Source organism: Glycomyces xiaoerkulensis, from assembly GCF_002798405.1.
GTDB lineage: Bacteria > Actinomycetota > Actinomycetes > Mycobacteriales > Micromonosporaceae > Glycomyces > Glycomyces xiaoerkulensis.
Genome location: NZ_PGGV01000037.1, coordinates 86668 through 108509, shown reverse-complemented (window position 1 = coordinate 108509; position 21842 = coordinate 86668). Strand labels below are relative to the sequence as shown.

General features: G+C 70.9%; 19 protein-coding genes and 1 pseudogene. 7 read left to right on the top strand and 13 right to left on the bottom strand.

Annotation, left to right across the window (positions count from 1 at the left end):
• Positions 1–38: 38 nt before the first annotated feature.
• From CUT39_RS16980 to CUT39_RS16970, 3 genes are all read left to right on the top strand, one after another.
• On the top strand, positions 39–437 hold the full coding sequence (locus CUT39_RS16980) for a roadblock/LC7 domain-containing protein (protein WP_100448650.1): 399 nt from the start codon (positions 39–41) through the stop codon (positions 435–437).
• A 251-nt stretch (positions 438–688) separates the two neighbouring features.
• Positions 689–1069, top strand: a complete 381-nt coding sequence (locus tag CUT39_RS16975) for a DUF742 domain-containing protein (RefSeq protein ID WP_100448649.1) — start codon at positions 689–691, stop codon at positions 1067–1069.
• A gap of 6 nt (positions 1070–1075) precedes the next feature.
• Positions 1076–1663, top strand: a complete 588-nt coding sequence (locus CUT39_RS16970) for a GTP-binding protein (RefSeq protein ID WP_100448648.1) — start codon at positions 1076–1078, stop codon at positions 1661–1663.
• Positions 1664–1763: 100 nt separating this feature from the next.
• Here CUT39_RS16970 and CUT39_RS16965 read toward each other — a convergent pair whose 3' ends face one another.
• The 6 genes from CUT39_RS16965 to deoC form a co-directional block, all read right to left on the bottom strand.
• Complete coding sequence (locus tag CUT39_RS16965; RefSeq protein WP_100448647.1) at positions 1764–2189, bottom strand: roadblock/LC7 domain-containing protein; 426 nt, start codon at positions 2187–2189, stop codon at positions 1764–1766.
• Positions 2186–3682, bottom strand: a complete 1497-nt coding sequence (locus CUT39_RS16960; RefSeq protein ID WP_100448646.1) for a hypothetical protein — start codon at positions 3680–3682, stop codon at positions 2186–2188. Before CUT39_RS16960 ends, CUT39_RS16965 begins: the two co-directional genes overlap by 4 nt.
• A 270-nt stretch (positions 3683–3952) precedes the next feature.
• On the bottom strand, positions 3953–4702 hold the full coding sequence (locus CUT39_RS16955; RefSeq protein WP_100448645.1) for a DNA primase: 750 nt from the start codon (positions 4700–4702) through the stop codon (positions 3953–3955).
• A gap of 95 nt (positions 4703–4797) precedes the next feature.
• Positions 4798–5673, bottom strand: coding sequence for an aldehyde dehydrogenase family protein (locus CUT39_RS16950; RefSeq protein ID WP_100448644.1), 876 nt, complete (start codon positions 5671–5673; stop codon positions 4798–4800).
• Positions 5666–7090, bottom strand: a complete 1425-nt coding sequence (locus CUT39_RS16945) for an aldehyde dehydrogenase family protein (protein ID WP_100448643.1) — start codon at positions 7088–7090, stop codon at positions 5666–5668. The genes CUT39_RS16950 and CUT39_RS16945 overlap by 8 nt, the downstream gene beginning before the upstream one ends.
• Positions 7091–7093: 3 nt before the next feature.
• Positions 7094–8008 carry a deoxyribose-phosphate aldolase gene (deoC, locus tag CUT39_RS16940; RefSeq protein WP_100448642.1) on the bottom strand — a complete coding sequence of 305 codons (915 nt, stop codon included), beginning with the start codon at positions 8006–8008 and terminating at the stop codon, positions 7094–7096.
• Between the two features lie 93 nt (positions 8009–8101).
• On the opposite strand from deoC, the gene upp reads away from it, so the two are divergent.
• Positions 8102–8734, top strand: a complete 633-nt coding sequence (upp, locus tag CUT39_RS16935) for a uracil phosphoribosyltransferase (RefSeq protein ID WP_100448641.1) — start codon at positions 8102–8104, stop codon at positions 8732–8734.
• A 21-nt stretch (positions 8735–8755) separates the two neighbouring features.
• Here upp and CUT39_RS16930 read toward each other — a convergent pair whose 3' ends face one another.
• The 4 genes from CUT39_RS16930 to CUT39_RS16915 all read right to left on the bottom strand — a co-directional run bounded on the left by CUT39_RS16930 (position 8756) and on the right by CUT39_RS16915 (position 12912).
• The gene (locus tag CUT39_RS16930) at positions 8756–8959 is read right to left on the bottom strand and encodes a hypothetical protein (protein ID WP_100448640.1); all 204 of its coding nucleotides are present in this window, start codon (positions 8957–8959) and stop codon (positions 8756–8758) included.
• Positions 8960–9088: 129 nt separating this feature from the next.
• The gene (locus tag CUT39_RS16925; protein WP_157930775.1) at positions 9089–9316 is read right to left on the bottom strand and encodes a hypothetical protein; all 228 of its coding nucleotides are present in this window, start codon (positions 9314–9316) and stop codon (positions 9089–9091) included.
• A gap of 66 nt (positions 9317–9382) precedes the next feature.
• Complete coding sequence (locus CUT39_RS16920; RefSeq protein ID WP_100448638.1) at positions 9383–11059, bottom strand: phospho-sugar mutase; 1677 nt, start codon at positions 11057–11059, stop codon at positions 9383–9385.
• 56 nt (positions 11060–11115) lie between these two features.
• Entirely contained in the window at positions 11116–12912 is a 1797-nt protein-coding gene (locus CUT39_RS16915) for a serine/threonine-protein kinase (protein ID WP_157930774.1), read from the bottom strand.
• Positions 12913–13186: 274 nt separating this feature from the next.
• Here CUT39_RS16915 and CUT39_RS16910 point away from each other — a divergent pair, with 274 nt between their 5' ends.
• Both CUT39_RS16910 and CUT39_RS16905 read left to right on the top strand, forming a co-directional pair.
• On the top strand, positions 13187–14773 hold the full coding sequence (locus tag CUT39_RS16910) for an acyl-CoA mutase large subunit family protein (RefSeq protein WP_100448636.1): 1587 nt from the start codon (positions 13187–13189) through the stop codon (positions 14771–14773).
• A gap of 606 nt (positions 14774–15379) precedes the next feature.
• Positions 15380–16570: an amidohydrolase gene (locus tag CUT39_RS16905; protein ID WP_100448635.1), complete on the top strand. Its 1191-nt coding sequence runs from the start codon at positions 15380–15382 to the stop codon at positions 16568–16570.
• A 40-nt stretch (positions 16571–16610) separates the two neighbouring features.
• On the opposite strand, the gene CUT39_RS16900 is transcribed toward CUT39_RS16905, so the two are convergent.
• Positions 16611–17054, bottom strand: a complete 444-nt coding sequence (locus tag CUT39_RS16900; protein WP_100448634.1) for a gamma-glutamylcyclotransferase family protein — start codon at positions 17052–17054, stop codon at positions 16611–16613.
• 62 nt (positions 17055–17116) lie between these two features.
• Between CUT39_RS16900 and CUT39_RS16895 the strand changes: the two genes are divergently transcribed.
• Positions 17117–18499 carry an NAD(P)H-quinone dehydrogenase gene (locus CUT39_RS16895; protein WP_100448633.1) on the top strand — a complete coding sequence of 461 codons (1383 nt, stop codon included), beginning with the start codon at positions 17117–17119 and terminating at the stop codon, positions 18497–18499.
• A gap of 60 nt (positions 18500–18559) precedes the next feature.
• Here CUT39_RS16895 and CUT39_RS16890 read toward each other — a convergent pair whose 3' ends face one another.
• Positions 18560–19996 carry a GuaB1 family IMP dehydrogenase-related protein gene (locus CUT39_RS16890; RefSeq protein WP_100448632.1) on the bottom strand — a complete coding sequence of 479 codons (1437 nt, stop codon included), beginning with the start codon at positions 19994–19996 and terminating at the stop codon, positions 18560–18562.
• Positions 19997–20103: 107 nt separating this feature from the next.
• Positions 20104–21840 (bottom strand): annotated as a pseudogene (locus tag CUT39_RS16885) (acetyl/propionyl/methylcrotonyl-CoA carboxylase subunit alpha); the annotation flags it as partial.
• Between the last annotated feature and the right edge of the window lie 2 nt (positions 21841–21842).

Genomic DNA, 21842 nt, shown 5'->3' with positions numbered 1-21842 from the left:
TCGCTGAGCTACACGGTAGACGCTAAGGAGCGCATACGATGAGCACTGGTGGAACGACAGTCCAGGACTTGGGCTGGCTGCTGGCGGGATTCGCCGAACGCGTGCCGGGAGTGGCGCACGCCGTAGCGGTCAGCGCCGACGGCCTGCTGATGGCGTCGTCGCGGGACCTGCCCAGGGACCGCGCCGACCAGCTTTCGGCCGTCACTTCGGGCCTGGTGAGCCTTACCCAGGGGGCGTCGCGCTGCTTCGAAGGCGGTGCGGTATTGCAGACGGTCGTCGAGATGGACCACGGCTTCCTGTTCCTGATGTCCATCAGCGACGGATCGTCGTTCGCCGTCCTGGCCTCCAAGAATTGCGACGTGGGCCAGGTCGGTTACGAGATGGCGTTGCTGGTGGACCGGGTCGGCCAGGCCCTCACCCCGTCGGCGCGGAGCTGACGGGCCCTCCGGTCCGCGGCCCAGGTCGGCAGGGTGTGCGACCAATGGCGGTTTGTCTCTTGGGACACCGGCACGGTAGGCTCCACTCGATGCGGTTAACAGGCGCGAGTGGGACAAACTGAAGAGTTACCCCTCCGTCGTCTCCCCAGACGACGGGACCACTGTCGCCCCAGGCGGTGGTTACGGAAAACTGACATGACTGCTCGTCGTTCCGGGTTGTGGGACCTGGACGGCGGCGGTTGGAGGTAGAAATGGTCCTCGGTGGAGATGAGCCGACAGGCTCACTCGTCAGGCCGTATGCGGTCACGCGCGGCCGCACGCGACCCCAATTGGAGATCGCCCTCGAAGCGCTGGTCGAAGCCACCGCTCGCGGCAGGTCGGGGCAGTTCCTCGGCGGTCGCGAGCAGAAGGTGATCGTTGATCTCTGCGGCGGCCGACTGCAATCGTTGGCGGAGATCGCCGCCCGTATGGAAGTGCCTTTGGGCGTTGCTCGCGTGTTGGTGGCCGACATGGCGGCCGACGGCTTGTTGGCAGTGCACGAACCCACTGGATTCAGCGGCGACGACGGCGCCGACGAATCCGTCGGAACCGAACTCCTCGAGCGCGTTCTCAGTGGACTCAGGAGGCTTTAGACCCTAATGAACTCACCCGCAGACACCTCTCGCGTGACCTCTGCCAAGATCGTCATCGCCGGCGGCTTCGGCGTCGGCAAGACGACATTGGTCGGTTCGGTCTCCGAGATCACTCCGTTGACCACCGAGGCGATCATGACGTCGGCCTCCGAGGGCGTCGACGACAACAACCTCGTGCCCGACAAGGCGACCACGACCGTCGCCATGGATTTCGGCCGCATCAGCATCGACCAGGACCTGATCCTGTACCTGTTCGGCACCCCCGGCCAGACCCGGTTCTGGTTCATGTGGGACGAGCTGGTGCGCGGCGCGATCGGCGCGATCGTGCTGGTCGACACCCGGCGGCTGGCCGACTGCTTCTCGGTCATCGACTTCTTCGAGCACCGGAAGCTCCCGTACCTGGTGGCCGTCAACTGCTTCGACGGCAAGCAGCTCCACGAGCTCCAGGACATCCGGGACGCCCTCCAGGTCTCCCAGGATGTACCGCTGATGTACACCGATGCGCGGAACCGCGAGTCGACCAAGCAGGTGCTCATCAAGCTCGTCGAATACGTCTTGTCCATGCGGCGAACCCGCACCGTCGGCGTCGGTTAGAGCCCACATAGCGACGCCGGCCGTACCTGTCTAGGCTGACCCGAACCACCTGGACCAGAGCGAAGGGCCCGGGGCGAGAGCCCCGGGCCCTTCGCTTGCCTCAAACGACCTTCGGGATCGAGCCGGTGTTGGTGAGCGCCTCGTTCAGCAGGGGGCCCACCTGCATGGTGAACTGGCCGAGCTCGTAGCCGAGCTGCTCGCGGTCGCACTGCGACACCGCCAGCAGCGTCAGGCAGATCTGCGGCCCCACCGGGGCCGCCAGGAGGACGCCCTCGGCCATCTCGACGATGACCTGCTGGGTCGGTCCGTGGTTCATCGCCCGTCCGGCGCCCTCGCCGATCGACAGCAGCCCGGAACCGATACTGGCCAACTGGTCGGCGCGCTCCTTGGGGAGCCCGGCCGACACGGCCAGCGGCATACCGTCGACGCTCACCAGCACCGCGTGCGACAGGCCGGGGGTCCGGGCCACCAGCGACCCCAGCAGCATGCTCAGCGAGCGTTCGTAGACTCCCAGGTTGGCGCTCATCGCGCCGCCATCCTCTCATTCCGGCGCGGGGCCTGGTTGCGGCCGCCGCGGGCCTTGCCCCACCCCTTGAAGTACCCGGCGGTGTTGTACGCCAGGACCTCGGGGTCGCGGTCGATCGGTTCGTCGGAGCCGGGTACGGCGTCGGGGATGACCGAGCCCGGCACCAGGTTCGCCTGCGGCTTGCGCCGCGGGAGCCCCGCGGGGGTCGTGTCGTCCTCGGCCTCGGGCGACTCGGTGACGTGGCGGGCGGTGCGCCAGCCCTCGTCGCCGGGCACGTGCCAGCTCGCGGCGTCCGGCTCCTCGGTCTCGGGCCGCTTGAACCACGCCGACCGCGCCTGCCCGAAGATGAGCAGGCCGTCGTCGTCGCCGGCGAGGGCGGCCAGGTCTTCGAAGGTGTCCTCCTTCGGCTGCCACGGGTGGCGCCGGCCCTCGCCGCCGAGCGGGTCCTGCTGCGGCAGCCCGGCCGCCCTGTCGCGGCGGCGCCGGATGCCGCGGGTGGGGGCGTCGCCCTCGAGCGGGTCGTCGTCGGGGAGCACTTGCGTCGCTTCGAGGTCGGGGGAGACGAACGAGTGCATCTGCGAGTTCGGGTCGAGCGAGCGCAGGCTGGAGCGGTCCGGCAGGTCGCCGGGGAGCCGCATCTTCCGGTGCGGCCCGTCGCGGAGGCCGTGGCGCGGCTCTGAGGGCTCGGGAGCGGCCTGGGGCGGCCCGGCTTCGGTCCGCGGCCGGCGGGACTGCAGGAGGCCGATGAGGCCCTCCAGGGACCGGTCCCAGGCGGCGACCGCCTCGGCGGCGCCCGAGACCGACGGCGCCACCGCCGGGTCGTCGCCGCCGCCGATCTCGCGGATCGCCTCGGTCAGGGCGCCGGCCATCGCCGCGACCTGGCCCGGGTCGGCCACGGTCGCCAGGTCGGCGGCCAGGTCCTCGGTCGAGATCGAATGGATCGCGCCGGGTTGGGGCAGATGGGTCAGGATCGCGACCGCATTGGTCTCACTGGGGTCGTCCCAGGCGGCCAGGGCCGCGGGGAAGACCGCGCGCAGCAGGCAGGTGAGCGCCTCGGCCGCCTCGTGGCGGGCCCTGGAGGCGACCGCGACGGTGTCGAGGACCGGACGAAGGGCGGCGGTGTCGGGCCGCGTGACGAGCGGCTGGGCGCATTGGACCTCGCCGGTGGCCAGGCCGCGGGCGAGCGCCACCGCGTCGTCGAGGGCGTCCTTGGAACGGGCCAGCGGGCTCTCCGCCTCGACCACGAGGTGCCCGGCGGCGGCGGCGAACTCGGCGATCTGGCCGATCTCGCCGTCGACGGCGATGGAGACGGGGGAGGGGCCGGCGGTCTGGCGGGCGAGCAGACCGGCGAAGCGGACCCAGCCGCGCGGGCCGTCGGCGAAGGTGTCGGTGGCGAGCAGCCCGCCGCCGGCGGCGACGAGGGCCACCGCGCGCACGGCGTCCTGACCGGTGTCGGCCCCATGATCTGTGGTGATGCCGCAGAAGACTTGCACCCGCAGAGCTCCTCTCGTAGGGCGCGCCCGTACAGACACCAACCCTGTCAGCGTGGACTTTCGCCCCGAGCCGTTTATAGGTCCGTTACTCAGTTTTCCGCAGAATACTCTGATCCGCAAGCGGGAGGCGAGCGTGGGGTGGCACGCGAAATTGCGGCCATAGCACGCAAATCCGTCAACCCCGTCCGTCTGCGGACCGGTTCGAGTCCGGTATGGAATTACTCGGATCGAACCCCGCCGTTACCGTCCGAGAGCGGAGTCGATCTCGGGCTATTCGGTCTCGCCGTGCCATTCGGTGGATTCGGTGATCTTTCCGATCACGCCGCGCCAGGCGATGGCCGCCTGCTCGGTGCCGGTCTTGCGAAGTCGGCGTTTGGCGAACATGCCGCGAAGCCCGCCATCCACAATGGCTCGGAGTGCCTCGTCGATGTCGTCGAGGGGCGAACCCGGGGAGAGCGGGTCGATCACCGAAGAGTTGCGCAATGCGTACCCCAAGTCGCGGCCGATCTCGGCGGCCTTGATGAGCAGCTCGGGGTCCCACGATTCGTGGCCGCCGCGCAGATTCGTCGTGACCAGGTCCAATTCATAGATGTCGGCTTCGTCACATACGACGGCGTCGGCGGTCAGCCGCTTCTGCAGATCGCCGTACTCCTCGACCGCGGCCAAATCGTTGTCGTCCGATTCGCGCACATAGCGAACCAGTGACTCGGCGTCACGGAACAATTGCAACTTGCCCTTGCGGACCAGGAACACCGGAACCTCTTCGGGCTCGGCGTCGAGCACGTCGAGCTCCTCGTCGAGGAAGTCGGACTCGTCGGGCGCCTCGTTGTCCTCGTCCTCGGGGCGCTCGGCGATGTCGGGGCGCTTGGCGGCCTCCGCCTTCTCGGCGGCCTCGGCCGCCCCCGGAAGCGTGTCCGACATGCGGTACGCGCGAAGGGTGTAACCCGAGTCCTTGCCCAAGTGGATCTCGACCGGTTCGATCCCGGTCTCGTCCCAGAGCTTTTCGGAATCGGCTGCCATGTCGCGGTCCTTCCGTAGTCGTCAGATGTGGATCAGCCTACGACCCGACCGCCGCCCGCGAACCGGCCGGTGGGCCTCCCGTGGGGACCGGCGCGTCAGTATCCGCCGCCGACGCCCGCGGCCATCCCCGCCGGGTGCCACACGGTCTTGTACTCGATCCACTGCCGCAGCAGGTCGAGGGGGCCGCCGCTCCCGCCGGGGCGGCGCACCACCTTGAGCGTCCCCGCCGCCTCGGCCTCCAGCTCGGCCGCCAGGTCGGCGTCCTCGACGCCGCAGAGGTCCAGCCCGTTGAGGTCGGCGTGGCTCGCCAGCCACGGCGCCAACTCGGCGACCTTGCCGCTCAGCACGTTCACCACCCCGCCGGGCAGGTCCGAGGTCGCCAGCACCTCGCCGAAGCTCAGCGCCGGCAGCGGGCGGGTCCCGCTCGCGACCACCACGACCGCGTTGCCGGTGGCGATCGCCGGAGCGAGGGCCTCGACCAGGCCCACCAGCGGATCGTCCTGCGGCGCCACGACGCCGACCACGCCGAGCGGCTCGGGCTTGGAATGGTTGAAGTACGGCCCCGAGACCGGGTTCGCCCCGCCCAGGACCGAGGCGACCTTGTCGGTCCAGCCCGCATAGTGGACCAGCCGGTCGATCGCCTCCTCCACCGTCCCGAGCGTCTCCCGCGCCTCGGCACCGGCGGCCTCGGCCAGCTCCGCGGCGAACTGCCCGGACCGGCCCTCCAGCATCTCGGCGGCCCGGTACAGGATCTGCCCGCGCAGGTAGGCGTTCTGCGCCGCCCACGGCCCCTGCGCCTTCCGGGCCGCCGCGACCGCGTCGCGGACGTCCTTGCGGGAGGCCAGGGCCGCGTTCGCCAACTCGGTTCCGTCCGGAGTGGTCACCGGATAGCTCCTCCCGGATTCCGACCGCGGGAACTTCCCGCCCACGTACAGCTTGTAGGTCTTCTTGACGCGCAGTCGCTCAGACATCGAGGTAGGCCTCCAGCCCCTGGCGGCCGCCTTCGCGGCCGTAACCGGACTCCTTCACGCCGCCGAACGGGCTGGCGGCGTCGAACCGGTTGAACGTGTTGGCCCACACCACGCCCGCGCGCAGCCGCTCGGCCGTCCACAGGATCTGCGAGCCCTTGTCGGTCCACACCCCGGCCGACAGCCCGTACGGGGTGTTGTTGGCCTTCTTGATCGCCTCGTCCGGGGTCCGGAAGGTCAGCACGCTCAGCACCGGCCCGAAGATCTCCTCGCGGGCCACCCGCATCGACTGCTGCACCCCGGTGAACACCGTGGGCCGGAACCAGTAACCGGTCTCCGGCAGCTCGCAGGCCGGCTGCCACGGCTCGGCGCCCTCGGCGCCGCCGGCCTCGGTCAGCTCCCTGATGCGCTCGAGCTGCTCGGCGGAGTTGACGGCCCCGACGTCGGTGTTCTTGTCGAGCGGGTCGCCCACCCGCAGCGTCGAAACCCGGTCCTTGAGCTTCGCCAGGACCTCCTCGGCGACCGACTCCTGCACCAGCAGGCGCGATCCGGCGCAGCACACGTGCCCCTGGTTGAAGAAGATCCCGTTCACGATCCCCTCGACCGCCTGGTCCAGGGGCGCGTCGTCGTAGACGATGTTGGCGGCCTTGCCGCCCAGCTCCAAGGTGACCCGCTTGCGCGACCCGGCCACCGCCTTGGCGATCCGGCGGCCGACGGCCGTCGAACCGGTGAAGGCCACCTTGTCCACCGGGCTCTCGACGAGGGCCGCCCCGGTCGCGCCGGCCCCGGGCAGGATGTTCACCACGCCGGGCGGCAGGCCCGCCTCGGCGCACAGCTCGGCGAACATCAGCGCCGTCAGCGGCGTCGTCTCGGCCGGCTTGAGCACCGCCGTGTTGCCGCAGGCCAGTGCCGGAGCGATCTTCCAGGCCAGCATTAGCAGCGGGAAGTTCCACGGGATCACCTGGCCGACCACGCCCAGCGGCCGCGGGCCGGGGCCCAGCCCGGCGTACTCGAGCTTGTCGGCCCAGCCGGCGTGGTAGAAGAAGTGCTGCGCGGCCGTCGGCACGTCGAAGTCGCGGGTCTCCTTGATCGGCTTGCCGTTGTCGATCGACTCGGCGACGGCGAACTCCCGGGACCGCTCCTGGAGCAGGCGCGCGATCCGGAACAGGTACTTGCCGCGCTCGGTCCCGCTCATCGGCCCCCACACCGTGCGGTGGGCCCGCCTCGCCGCCCCGACCGCCGCGGCGACGTCGGCCTCCCCGGCCTCGGCGACGCTGAACAGCACCTGCTCGTTCGCGGGGTTGATCGATTTGAAGGTCGCCCCGTTCTCGGCGTCGACGAACTCGCCGTCGATGAACAGCCCGTAGTGCTCCCTGATGTCGGGGCGGTGCGACTCGGGCGCCGGCGCGTACTCGAACATGATTCAGTCCACCGTGACGTAGTCGGGTCCGGAATAGTGGCCGGTCGTGAGCTTCTGGCGCTGCATGAGCAGGTCGTTGAGCAGGCTCGAGGCGCCGAAGCGGAACCAGTGTGGCGAGAGCCAGTCCTCGCCGAGGACCTCGTTGACCGAAACGAGGTACTTGACGGCGTCCTTGGTGGTGCGGATGCCGCCGGCGGGCTTGACGCCCACCTGGACCCCGGTGGCGGCGCGGAAGTCGCGGACGGCCTGCATCATCAGCAGCGTCACCGGGAGGGTCGCGTTGACCCCGACCTTGCCGGTGGAGGTCTTGATGAAGTCGGCGCCGGCGTGCATGGCCAGGAAGGAGGCCCGCCGGACGTTGTCGTAGGTGACCAGCTCGCCGGTCTCCAGGATGACCTTCAGCCGCGCCTCGCCGCAGGCGGCTTTGACCGCCCGGATCTCGTGGAAGACCCGCTCCAGGTCCCCCGAGAGGAACTGGCCGCGGTTGATGACCATGTCGACCTCGTCGGCCCCCTCGCGGACGGCGGCCTCGGTGTCGGCCAGCCGCACCTCGAGGGGCACCTGCCCGGCGGGGAAGCCGGTCGCCACCGACGCCACCTTCACCGGCGAACCGGACAGCGCCTCGGAGGCGACGCCCGCCATCGCCGGGTAGACGCAGACCGCCGCGACCGGCGGGGCCTCGAGGTCGGGGCGGACGGCCTTGGCGCAGAGGTTCCGGACCTTGCCGGGGGTGTCGGCCCCCTCCAGGGTGGTCAGGTCGATCATCCCGACGGCGGTGTCGATGGCCCACGCCTTCGAGTCCTTCTTGATGGAGCGGCTGCCCAGGTCCGCGGCGCGCGCCTCCAGGCCGACCGCGTCGACCCCCGGCAGCGACCGCACGAGGGAGGCGGCCTCGGCACCGCTCAGAATAGATCCCATGATCCGATGATATCCGTCCTCGAGAATCGTGTCGCCCTCACGTGCCGACCAGCTCAGACTAGCGCGGCGAGTAGGCCGTTAAGGTGGGGAACCGTGGATGTACAGATCGTCGATCACCCGCTCGCCGCCGAACGGCTGACCGCCATGCGAGACGAGCGGACCGACTCCCCCCGGTTCAGAGCCGCCCTGCACGAGCTCACCACCATGCTCGTCTACGAGGCCACCAGAGACCTGGCCGTCACCGAGTACGACATCGCCACCCCCGTCGCCCCGGCGAAGGGCCACCGGCTGGCGAACCCGCCGGTCCTGGTCCCGGTGCTGCGCGCCGGACTCGGCATGGCCGACGCCGCGCTCGCGATGATCCCGGACGCCACGATGGGCTTCGTGGGCCTGGCCCGGGACGAGGAGACCCACGAGCCGTACGCCTACATGGAGTCCCTGCCCGACGACCTGTCCGACCGTCACGTAGTCGTCCTCGACCCCATGGTCGCCACCGGCGGATCGCTCCTGCGCTGCTGCGAGATGATCGCCTCGCGCGGCTGCGGGCACATCTCCCTGGTCTGCGCCCTGGCCGCGCCCGACGGCATCGAGAAGCTCCGCGCCTCCGGGCTCGGCCTGGCGATGACGACCGCCGCGGTGGATCCGCAGTTGAACACCAAGGCCTACATCGTCCCCGGCCTCGGCGACGCCGGCGACCGCCAGTTCGGCGCCTACCGCCGCTTCTGACCGGCCCCGTCCCAGGGGAGCTCAGGCGACCGGTGGCTCGATCACGTCCACGCCGGGAAGGCCCCCGAAGTCGGCGGGCCACGGGTCCTCGATCGCCACCGGGCCGTTCAACTGGTCATGCACCTCTTGCAGTGCGTCGGCGAACTCCTCGTTCCGTCTCCGGGACGCGTAGGCGTCGATGATCGCACCGCCGTTGGCGCGGTGCGGCGGCGAGGTCATCGCCATCTGTTCGCCTCCCCGTATGAGCTCGAATACGGACCCGTGCCTTGATTCATCCAAGATCACCGAGAATCTCTTGGTGGACGCGGTGGGGCCGGACGCGCTCAGCGCCCGGCCCCACCGGATCGAGGTCGTTCAGATGAAGACGTCTTCGCTGGACTCAGCCCTGATCGCGTCGAGATGCCAGGCGCGGAGCTGTTCGAGGTCCTCGGTGGACTCGACCCGTTCGCGCTGAACGGCCGAGACTTCAATCGAACGCGCGGCGAGGACCTCGAGCAGCATCCTCCGGGTCGCTCTGAGTTCCCCTTCCTCCCGGAGACTGTCGGTCCAGGCCGAGTGGTATTCGAACTTGGTCGTCGCCATGATCGCCTCCAAGACTTTCGCGGAATCGTAGTCGCGGTCGCTGATCACGACCATCGCGGCAGCGGCTCAGTTCTCCACCCCGAGGGTCTGGGCGACCTCGGCCCGCAGGGCGGTGATGCTCGCCCGGGCCCGTTCGCGGGCGGCGTCCAGGTCGTTCCCGGCCTCCTCCCTGACCTCCAGGTAGGCCTTGAGCTTCGGTTCGGTGCCCGAAGGCCGCGCGACCACCCGGGCGTTGGCGGACTCGACGATCACCACGTCGGCGTCCGGCAGGCGGTCCTCGTAGACGGCCACCGGTTCGTCCAGGAGCGTGCTCGGCCGGTGGGACCGCAGCCGCTTCATGCACGCCTCGATCTCGCTCAGGTCCTCGACGCGGATCGACAACTGCCCGGTCTCGTAGACGCCGAACTCCTCGGCCAGCTCGTCCAGGCGGTCGTCCAGCGTCGCGAACTTCGCGGCCTGGCCCGCCGCGATCTCGGCGATCACGAGCGCGGCCGATATCCCGTCCTTGTCGCGCAGGAACTCCGGGGCCACGCAGTAGCCGAGGGCCTCCTCGAACGCGAACGCCAGGTCGGCGCCGGCGCGGGCCAGCCACTTGAAGCCGGTCAGGGTCTCCTCGTATCCGAATCCGCGGGCCCGGCACATGGCCTTGAGCATGGTCGTCGACACGATCGTGGTCGCGTAGGTCCCCCTGCGGCCCTTGCGCATCCAGTGGTCGGCCAGTAGGACGCCGACCTCGTTGCCGGTCAACTGCCGCCAGGACCCGTCGGCGGTCGGCACCGCCGCCGAGCATCGGTCGGCGTCGGGGTCCAGTGCCAGGGCCACGTCCGCGCCCTCCTCGGCCGCCAGGGCCTTGAGCCGGTCGATCGCCCCGGGCTCCTCCGGGTTGGGGGAGGCCACCGTCGGGAAGTCCGGGTCCGGGTCGGCCTGCTCGGTCACGAGCGTCGGCTTGCCGAATCCCGCCAGCTCCATCGCCCTCGCCAGAGTCGCGCCGCCGACCCCGTGCATCGGGGTCGCCACCGATCCCAGCCGCTTCGGATCGTCGGGGTCGACCACGGAGGTGACCGCCGCCAGGTATTCGTCCACGATCGACTCGTCGACGGTCTCGCCCTCGTCGCCCAGCGGGATCTCCGAGAGCGGGCCGAGGCCGGCGATCGCCCGCTCGATCTCGGTGTCCGCCGGCGGGACGATCTGGGCGCCCGCCCCCAGCTCGCCGCCGAGCCCGCGGCCCAGGTAGACCTTGTAGCCGTTGTCCTGCGGCGGATTGTGGCTCGCGGTCACCTGCACGGCCGCGGCGCCCTCGAGCCTGGTCACGGCGAAGGCCGTGATCGGCGTCGGCAGCGGGCCGGGCATGACCAGCGCCCGGCGGCCGGCGCCGGTGACCACGCGCGCGGTCTCGGCCGCGAAGTCCCGGCTGCCGTGCCTCGCGTCGTAGCCGATCACGACCGGGCCCTCGGCCTCCTTGGCGCCCAGCCAGTCCACCAGGCCCGCCGCCGCGGCCCGCACCACGGCGCGGTTCATCCCGTTCGGCCCGGCCCGGAGCGGGCCGCGCAGCCCGGCGGTGCCGAACCGCAGGCGCCCGGCGAAGCGGTCGGCCAGTTCCCCGGCCGAGTCCGGTAGCCGGTCGAGCAGGCTGTAGAGCTCGTCCCGACTCGACTTGTCGGGATCGTCGGTGATCCAGGTGAGCGCCTCGGCGCGCAACGCATCGAGGCCGTTGGTCACGTCTGCAGTGTGCGAGGACTCCATGCCGAAATCCTCGCACACCCGGACCCGGAGGGACGGGTGTTGCGGACGGTGCGCCGTCAGCCTGTTCGGAACGTGCGCAGGGCCTCGTCGAAGACCTCCTGCGACAGGTCCCAGGCGTCGGCGGGGCCGGTCACGAACACCGCGTGGGAGGTGCCGTCGCCGGCGTCGACGATCGCCCAGATCGAGTGGCGCTCGGCCCCGTCGCTGTTGTTCACGCCGGTGTACTCGAGCACCGCTCCGCTCATGCCGCCGAACTCGATCGGCTCCAGGCGCTGCTGCTCGAGATCGCTCATCTCGCCCGGCAGCCCGTCGTAGTACTCGCTCAGGTACTGCTCCGGATCCGGCAGCCCCCGGTCGGAGCCGCCGTAGAACCGCATCCAGTGCGACTCGTCCTCGGGGTTGAACAGGGTCGCGAAGTCCTGGTCGGCGAGCCCTTCGCCCCAAGTGGACGGATAGTCGGCGCTGAATCCGTCGCCCTCGAAAACGGCGGTCTCGAAGCTCGGCTCGACCGGTTCCTCGTCTTCGCCCTCGTCCTCGCCCTGGTCCTCGGGCGGCGGCTCGCTCGCGGTCGGCTCGCCCGCGGTGGGCGGGGCGTCGGCCGGCCCGCCGTCGTCGCCGGCGAACTGCCACTGGTACACCACGTAGCCCAGTCCGAGGACGACCAGCAGAATCACCGCGGCGACCGCCGCGTTCCGGCCGGCGTTCGACTTCGGCTCCGGCTCGGGTTCGCGCGGCGGCGCCCGGCGCGGCGACGGGACCTCCCGGTGGGCGTCGGTCGGCGGACGCGGCTCGGACACGTGCGGCGGCGGCGAACCGGACGGCGGCGCGCCGGGCCCGGCCAGCGGCCCGGACACCAGCGCGGCCAGCTCCTGGCGCACCTGCTCGAGCGTGTACCGCTGGTGGGGGTCCTTGGCGAGCATGCCGCCCAGCAGTGGCGTCAGCGGTCCGGCGTTCCGGGGGCTCTCGGGCGGCTCCTGCACGACCGCGCGCATGGTCGAGACCGCTTCGCCGCGGTCGAACGGCGGCCGCCCCTCCAGGGCCGCGTAGAGGGTCACTCCGAGGCTGAACACGTCGCTGGCCGGCTCGGCCGGGTGCCCCACGGCCCGCTCCGGAGCGATGTAGTGGGCGCTGCCGAGGACCTTGCCGGGGGTGGTCCCGCCGGAGGCCTGGTTCATCTGCGCGGCGCCGAAGTCCGAGAGTACGCACCGGCCGTCGGTGGAGATGAGTACGTTGCCGGGCTTGACGTCCCGGTGGATGATGCCGGCCTCGTGCGCGGCCTGGAGCGCCCCGACCAGCGCCAGTCCGATCTTGGCGCCCACGCGCGGCGGCAGCGGTCCGTCCGAGGTGAGGATGTCGGCCAGGCTTCGGGCCTGGAGCAGCTCCATCACGATCCAAGGCAGCGTGCCGTGCTCGATCACGTCGAACACGCGGATCACCGACGGGTGCGACAGGCCAGCGGCGATCTGCGCCTCGCGCCGGGACCGCTCGATGAGCTGGACGCGTTCGCCCGGCGGCAGGTCGGGCGGCAGGAAGACCTCCTTGAGCGCCACCTCGCGGCGCAGCACGGTGTCGTTGGCGCGCCACACCGACCCGTTGCCGCCCTTGCCGACCAGGTCGATAAGCTGGTAGCGCTCCCCGACCACGTCGCCGGGGGCGGCGTAGTTCCCGCCGCCGGTGTTGTAGCCGAAGGACGTCTGCCGCTGCGCGCCGTAATCGTCGCCGACGGCGAAGCTCTGCCCGTATCCTCCGAAGTTGCCGTACGACCCGGAGCTGCCGCCGTACCGGTCCTGACCGTAGGCGCCCGAGCCGCCGTAGGGCTGCGAGCTGGAGGGGTGGGGATCGTATCCGGTCACGCCCGGTGACCCGTACGATGAGACTCCGTACGCCCCAGAGGGATCGCTGGGGTGCCGTTGGGAGGGCACGGTCCCGGAGCGGGGGTCCTCATAGGCACCTTGACCGCCGCGTCCGTAGTCAGGTGAATACGTCATCCGGCAACTCCTCGCGAGGGATCCTCACCAGTGTGCCGTGTCGCGACCACCGTCCGCACGTCAGGGTACATTTCCGGCTTCCTGGTCCCGCCGAGGCCAGCCCTCTCCTCGGCGGCGTTCAATGGCTAGGATCGCAGTCATGGAGCCCTCATCGCAAGGCCGCGGCGGGATCGAGATCCGGCCCGTCTACGGCCCCGACGACCGCGCCGGGGACCTCCCGGAGCGGCTCGGAGAACCCGGGTCGTTCCCCTACACGCGCGGCATCCACCCGAGCATGTACACCTCCCGCCCCTGGACGATGCGCCAGTACGCGGGATTCGCCAGCGCGGCCGAGTCGAACCGCCGCTACCGCGACCTACTCCGGAACGGCACCACCGGGCTCTCGGTCGCCTTCGACCTGCCCACGCAGATGGGCTACGACTCCGACGCCCCCGAGGCGGCCGGCGAGGTCGGCAAGGTCGGGGTGGCCATCGACTCCCTCGACGACATGCGGGCCCTGTTCGACGGCATCCCGCTCGACGAGGTCTCGACCTCGATGACCATCAACGCGCCCGCGGCGGTCCTCCTGCTGCTCTACCAGCTCGTCGCCGAGGAGCAGGGCGCCGACCCGGCGCGGCTGCGAGGCACGGTCCAGAACGACGTGCTCAAGGAGTACATCGCCCGCGGCACCTACATCTTCCCGCCGGCGCCGAGCCTGCGGCTGGTCAGCGACACCTTCGCCTACTGCGCGGAGAGCCTGCCGAGCTGGAACACCATCTCGATCTCCGGCTACCACATGGCCGAGGCCGGTGCGACCGCCGCCCAGGAGCTGGCCTTCACCCTCGCCGACGGCATCGAGTACGTCAACTGCGCCCTCGACGCCGGCCTCGACGTCGACGCCTTCGCCCCGCGCCTGTCGTTCTTCTTCGTGGCCCGGTCCTCGGTCCTCACCGAGGTCGCCAAGTTCCGCGCCGCCCGGCGCCTGTGGGCCCACATCATGCGCGACCGGTTCGGCGCCACCGAGCCGCGCTCGATGAAGCTGCGCTTCCACACCCAGACCGCCGGGGTCGAGCTGACCGCCCAGCAGCCCGAGGTCAACATGGCGCGCGTGACCGTCCAGGCGCTCGCCGCGGTCATGGGCGGCACCCAGTCGCTGCACACCAACTCCTACGACGAGGCCATCGCGCTGCCCACCGACAAGTCGGCCCGCCTGGCGCTGCGCACCCAGCAGGTCATCGCCGCCGAGACCGACCTGACCGACACCGTCGACCCCTTCGCCGGGTCGTACGCGGTGGAGGCGCTCACCGACCGCGTCGAGGAGGAGGCCCGCGCCCTCATCGACGCCGTGTTCGCCCACGGATCGGCCGTTTCCGCGATCGAAGCCGGCTTCCAGAAGGGCGAGATCGAGCGCAGCGCCTACGCCACGGCCAAGCGCATCGACGCCGGCGAGCAGCTCGTGGTCGGGGTCAACGCCTACACCGGCGACGGCGAGGACGCCCCCTACCAGCCGCTCAAGGTCGACCCGGCGATCGAGGCCGCGCAGGTCGAACGGCTGCGCGAGTGCCGCTCCGCGCGCGACGGAGAGGACGTGCGGTCGGCGCTGTCGCGATTGCGGACGGTGGCGGCCGGTACCGGAAATGTGCTGTATCCGTTGAAGGACGCGCTCGCCGCGGGCGCCACGGTGGGTGAGGTGTGCGGGACGCTCGCCGAAGAATGGGGCCGATACGTTCCCGCCGACGGTTTGTAGTCCCATTGTCACCGAATGGCGAAAGCGCACATCGTGTGTGTTCCGGAGATCGAAATCACGTGTAGAACTTGCGTGCAGGCGCGTCGAAAGCCTCCGGCGCGTCCATCCTCTGTCTGAAAACTCGGATCAGGGCCGTAACTTTTGATTCCGGTAAGCGTTATGCACCATGACGGCGCCACCGGAGGCGGGATCGGACGGCGGGTGCGCAACCTCGCGCCCTTCGGCCGACCACGCTGAGTGGCTGGGTCGATTCTCGGCTCGGAAGCGTCGCCACGAGCGCGTTTCGATTGTGCGGCAAGCGTAGCCGCTGGCTAACCCGGAGCAGCCGGCAGTGTCGCTCAACCCGGCGTCCGCCGCGACGGAGAGCGATCGGGTTTAAGCTTGCTCAATCGGTCTCTTATCGGCGCTGATTCATTGAAGCGATTTGAGAGGCGCGAAGGAATGCACACGCTCACTGCGGAGAATGTCGACGAAATGGGAACCGCCGCGAAGTCCACTGAGGCCCAGCTATCCGACGCCTCGGCGCCAGAGCCCCGCCTCCTGGTGCCGGCTGCGTTCCCCTCGATCGGCGCTTCACCGGAAACCACCGCATCGGAGCCTTCCGCCATGTCCATATCTCTGCCAGAGTTCCTCGACGCGTGGCTCGACGAGCATTTCGACGAAGTCGTCGCCACCCGCCGCCACATCCACGCCAACCCGCGGCTGTCGCGCCGGGAGCACGACACCGCCGAGTTCGTGGCCGAGCAGCTCCGACAGGCCGGTCTCAAACCGCAGTTCATTCCCGACGGTACCGGTCTGACCTGCGACATCGGTGACGGCGACCGGGTGATCGCCATCCGGGCCGACATGGACGCCCTGCCGATCCACGACCCCAAGGACGTCCCGTACCGGTCCACGGTCGAGGGGGTGTGCCACGCCTGCGGCCACGACGCCCACACCGCGATCGTCATCGGCGTCGGCCGCGTGCTCGCCGAACTGGCCGCCGTCGGCGAACTCCCGGGCCGCTTCCGCCTGGTCTTCCAGCCCTCGGAGGAGCAGTTCCCCTCCGGGGCGCCCACCATGATCCGGCACGGGGCGCTCACCGACGTGGCGGCGATCTTCGCCTTCCACTGCGACGCGCAGTTCCCGGCCGGCCAGATCGGCATCCGCAACGGGGCCCTGACCGCCGCCTGCGACGTCATGGAGATCAAGATGCGCGGCCGCGGCGGCCACACCTCCCGGCCCCACCTGACCACCGACATCATCAACGCGATGGGCCGCATCATCGTCGACGTGCCCTCGCTGGTCGGCCGCCGTCTCGACCCGCGCCAGGCGGTCGCGATCGTGTTCGGGGCCGTCCAGGCCGGCGAGGCCGCCAACGCCATCCCCGAGGAGGCGGTCGCCCGCGCCACCGTCCGCATGCAGGGCCGGGAGACCTGGCAGCAGGTGCCCGACCTGGTCAAGGAGGTCACGCACTCGGTCGCCCGCTCGGCGGGCGTCGAGGTCGAGATCGACTACCGCCGCGGCGTGCCGCCGGTCGTGAACGACCGGGCCGCCTCGGCGATGTTCGCCGGCGCCACCGCCGCCGCCCTCGGCGAGCAGGCCGTGGCCGAGGCCCCGATGTCGATGGGCGGGGAGGACTTCGCCTACTACCTCGAACAGGTCCCGGGCGCCCTGGCGCGCCTGGGCATCGGCTGGCCCGGCGCCGCCTCCGACATCCACCAGGCCAACTTCGACATCGACGAGGCCGCGCTGGGACACGGTGTGCGGGTCATGGTCCACACCGCCCTGGCCGCGGCCGCCGGTCTCTCGCTCTGATCGGCGCGAGGCGGCCTCGCCCGGAGTTGCCGAACACCGCCTAATCCGCGGTCGGGCGCTTCCGCAGGTCCTCCACGTAGTCCTCGGGTGCGCCCGCGGCCTCCGCGGCGTGGACGATCTCGTCCAGGTACCACTGGCTCGGCAGGCCGCCCTCGAAGCCTTCGAAGATGTACATCCACACCGGCCGGTTGGCCTCCAGGGTCGCCGCGATCGCGTGCATCCGGCGATAGAGGCCGGAGTTGCAGCCCTCGAGTTCGTCGAGCACCGCCTTGTCGGCCGGGTCGAGGTCGTACAGGGCGGCGAACACCCGGTCCCCGGGCGACTCCACGACCGTGGCCACCGCCGACTCCCAGCCGAGGTCCTCGCCGGCGAACGTCAGTCGCCAGCCTTCGAGCCACCCGGTCGCGACCAGCGGCGATCGCGGACTCATCGCCCGCATCCGGGCGGGGTCCAGGTTCGATCCATACGCGGCATAGAGATGCACGCCTCGACGATACCCTTGAACCCGCCCGCACTAAAGCATCCCAGACATCGAAAGGCGCAATCGTGGCTCGAGTAGCGATCATCGGCGGCGGACCGGCAGGATACGAGGCGGCGCTCGTCGCCGCGCAGTTGGGCGCCGAGGTGACCCTCGTCGAGGCCACCGGCGCCGGCGGTGCCTGCGTCCTGGCCGACTGCGTGCCGTCCAAGACCTTCATCGCCGCCTCCAACGTCCTCACCGAGATCCACGAATCCACCTCGATGGGCGTGGGGGCGGTGGACACCACCATCGACGCCAAGGCCGTCAACGCCCGGGTGCGCCGCCTGGCCGGCCAGCAGTCCGGCGACATCGCCGGCAAGCTCGCCGCCGCCGGCGTCGAGGTCGTCCACGGCCGCGGCACTCTCCTGGACAACCAGATCAACTACGTCCACCGCATCCGCATCGCGCCGGTCGACGGCGAGCCGTTCGACCTCGACTGCGATGTCGTCCTCGTCGCCACCGGCGCCACGCCCCGCACGCTCCCCTCCGCGCCGACCGACGGCGAGCGCATCCTCTCCTGGCGGCAGCTCTACGACCTCGACGAACTGCCCGAACACCTGGTCGTGGTCGGCTCCGGCGTCACCGGCGCCGAGTTCGCCTCCGCCTACCTCGCCATGGGCAGCCGCGTCACCCTCATCTCCTCGCGCGACCGCGTCATGCCCCACGAGGACGCCGAGGCCGCCGAGACGGTCGGCAAGGTCTTCGAACAGCGCGGCATGGACATCCGGAACCACTCCCGCGCCGCCGCGGCCCGCCGCGTCGGCGACGGCGTCGAGGTCGAACTCGACGACGGCACCGTCGTCGAGGGCAGCCACGTCCTCATCTGCGTCGGCTCCACCCCCAACTCCGACGACCTCGGCCTGCACTCCTACGGCGTCAAGCTCGACGAGCGCGGCAACCTCCCGGTCGACAAGGTCTCCCGCACCAACGTGCCCGGCGTCTACGCCGCCGGCGACGTCACCGGCGTCCACGCCCTCGCCTCGGTCGCGGCCATGCAGGGCCGCATCGCGATCTGGCACGCCCTCGGCGAGGCCGTCCGGCCGCTCAAGCTCGCCAACGTCGCCGCGAACGTGTTCACCGACCCCGAACTGGCCTCGGTCGGCGTATCCCAGTCCGAGGTCGACTCCGGCAGGGTCGACTGCCGGTCGGTGATGCTGCCGTTCACCTCGAACCCCCGCGCCAAGATGGTCGACCGCACCGAGGGCTTCGTGAAGATGTTCGCCCGCAGCGCCTCCGGCATCGTCGCCGGCGGCGTCGTGGTCGGCTCCCGCGCCTCCGAGCTCATCACCCCGATCGCACTCGCCGTGGAGCAGCGCCTGACCGTCGAGCAGTTGGCCCGCACCCTGACGATCTACCCGTCCCAGTCGGGCTCGATCACCGAGGCCGCCCGCCAGCTCATGCAGTACTGACCGAAAGCCCCGCGTTTCCGCCGCGCGGCCCGACCTCTGAGACCCGAGGCGGCCGGCGGCTCACCAGCCGCTCGGGGCCGGTGCGCCCTCGCTGTAGCCGGCGGCCGACTGGACGCCCACCGCGGCGCGCTCGTGGAACTCGGCCAGATCGGTCGCGCCCGCGTAGGTGCAGGCCGAGCGGACCCCGGCCACGATCGAGTCGACCAGGTCCTCCACGCCGGGCCGCCGCCGGTCCAGGTACATCCGCCCCGAGGAGATGCCCTCCTCGAACAGGGCCTTGCGAGCCTGCTCGAATCCCGACTCGGCGGTGGTGCGGGCCTTGACCGCCCGCGAGGAGGCCATGCCGAAGCTCTCCTTGTACGGCCGGCCCTCGGCGTCGTAGTGCATGTCGCCGGGGGACTCGTGCGTCCCGGCGAACCAGGACCCGATCATGACGTTCGACGCCCCGGCCGCGAGCGCGAGCGCCACGTCCCGCGGGTGCCGGATGCCGCCGTCGGCCCACACGTGCCTGCCGTGGCGCCGCGCGGTCGCGGCGCATTCGAGCACGGCCGAGAACTGCGGCCGGCCCACGCCGGTCATCATGCGGGTGGTGCACATGGCGCCGGGCCCGACGCCGACCTTGACGATGTCGGCGCCCGCCTCGATCATGTCCGTGGTGCCCTCGGCGGTCACCACGTTCCCGGCCGCGATCGGCAGGTCGCCGGCGGCGTCGCGGGCGAGCTTGAGCGCCGAGAGCATCTTCTCCTGGTGGCCGTGGGCGGTGTCGACCACGATCAGGTCGGCGCCGGCCTCGACCAGGGAGGCGGTCTTGCCGGCCACGTCGCCGTTGATGCCGATCGCCGCCGCGACCCGCAGGCGGCCCCGCTCGTCGGTGTTCGGCGTGTAGAGGGTGTTGCGCAGCGCCCCCGCCTTGGTGAGCACCCCGCGGAGGCGCCCGTCCTCGTCGAGGACCGGCGCGAGTTTGACGTTGGCGCCGTCGAGCACGTCGAACGCCTCGGCGTCGCCGAGCCCGGCCGGCAGCGTCACCAGGCGGTCGGAGGCGACCTGCTCGAGCTGGGTGAACCGGTCGACGCCGCGGCAGTCGGCCTCGGTGACCACGCCGAGCGGCCGGTTCTCACCGTCGACGACGATCACCGCGCCGTGGGCCCGCTTGCCGAACAGCGCGATCGCCTCGGCGACGGTGGCGTGCGGCGGCAGCGTCAGCGCGGTGTCGCACTCCAGGGGGCGAGACTTGACCTTGTCGACGACGTCGGCGACGACGCCGACGGGGATGTCCTGGGGGACGACCGTCAGGCCGCCGCGCCTGGCGAGGGTCTCGGCCATGCGGCGGCCGGACACGGCGGTCATGTTCGCCGCGATGATCGGGACGGTGTTGCCGGTGGCGTCGGCGGTCGACAGGTCCACGTCGAGCCGCGAGACCACCGCCGACCGGTTGGGGACCATGAAGACGTCGGAGTACGTCAAGTCGTTCCGGGGCTGTTCGTCTATGAAGCGCATGGTTGAGTCCCCTCAGGCGTTCCGGCATCGTCGCCGGCGGCCGCGGTGTTCGCGATACTGCGCACAGCGGCCTCCATTATCGCTCGTGAACCCTGGGAACGTAAGTCCGAGATCTGACAAATCGGGGCCCCGGCCGAGACCACGTCGCCGATGGCGACCTCCAGGCCGGAGACGATCCCGGACTTGTGGGCCTCGATCGGCTGCTCCATCTTCATCGCCTCCAGGACCACGACGGTGTCGCCCTTGACCACCGAATCACCGTCGGCGACGGCGGCCTTGACGATCGTGCCCTGCATCGGCGACGTCAGCGCGTCGCCGCCGGCGGCCGCTCCGGATTCGGAGCGCTTCTTCGGACCCCGCTTGCGCGGCTTGTTCGAGCTCGCCGGGCTCAGCAGGCCGGCCGGGATGCTCACCTCCAGGCGCTTGCCGCCGACCTCGACGACCATGCTGGTGCGCTCCTCGCCGGGCTCGCCGACCGCGGGAGCCGCGTCGTAGGGCTGCAGGGGGTTGTCCCACTCGGTCTCGATCCAGCGGGTGTGGACCGAGAAGTCCCCGGCGAAGGCCGGGTCGTCGAGCACCGCGAGGTGGAACGGCAGCACCGTGGCCAGGCCCTCGACCTCCATCTCGGCCAGCGCCCGCCGCGAGCGCCGGATGGCCTCGTCGCGGGTGGCGCCGGTGACGATGATCTTGGCCAGCAGGGAGTCGAAGTTCCCGTCGATGAGGGTGCCGGCCTCGATGCCGGTGTCGACGCGCACGCCCGGACCCGAGGGCAGTTTGAGCGTGGTGACCGTCCCCGGCGCCGGCAGGAAACCGCGGCCGGGGTCCTCGCCGTTGATGCGGAACTCGATGGAGTGGCCGCGCGGGGCCGGGTCCTCGGTCAGGTCCAGCTCCTCGCCCGAGGCGATCCGGAACTGCTCGCGCACCAGGTCGATCCCGCTGGTCTCCTCCGAGACGGGGTGCTCGACCTGGAGCCGGGTGTTGACCTCCAGGAAGGAGATGGTGCCGTCGGTGCCGACCAGGAATTCCACGGTCCCGGCGCCGTGGTAGTCGGCCTCCTTGCAGATCGCCTTGGCGGCGCTGTGGATCGTGGCGCGCTGCTCGTCGGTCAGGAACGGCGCCGGAGCCTCCTCGACCAGCTTCTGGTGGCGCCGCTGCAGCGAGCAGTCGCGGGTGCCGATCACGGCCACGTTCCCGTGGGTGTCGGCCAGGACCTGCGCCTCGACGTGGCGGGGCCGGTCGAGGTAGCGCTCGACGAAGCACTCGCCGCGTCCGAAGGAGGCTTCGGCCTCGCGGACGGCGGAGTCGAACAGGTCGGGGATCTCCTCGCGCTCGCGCGCCACCTTGAGGCCGCGGCCGCCGCCGCCGAAGGCGGCCTTGATGGCCACCGGCATGCCGTGGTCGTCGGCGAAGGCGAGGATCTCCTCGGCGTCCTTGACCGGCTCCTTGGTGCCCGGCACCAGCGGCACTCCGGCCCGGATGGCCAGGTGCCGGGCGGTGACCTTGTCGCCGAGGTCGCGGATGGACTGCGGGGTGGGGCCGATCCAGGTGATACCGGCGTCGAGGACCGCCTGGGCGAATTCGGCGTTCTCCGAGAGGAAGCCGTAGCCGGGGTGGACGGCGTCGGCCTCGCTGCGTTCGGCGATGCGGATGAGCTTGTCGATCCGCAGGTAGGTGTCGGCGGCACTGGTGCCGTCGAGGGCGAATGCCTCGTCGGCCAGGAGGGTGTGGGGGGCATCGCGGTCGCCGTCGGCGTAGACGGCGACGGACTCGAAGCCGGCGTCCCGGCAGGCCCGGATGACTCTCACCGCTATCTCGCCGCGGTTGGCGATCAATACCTTGCGCACGT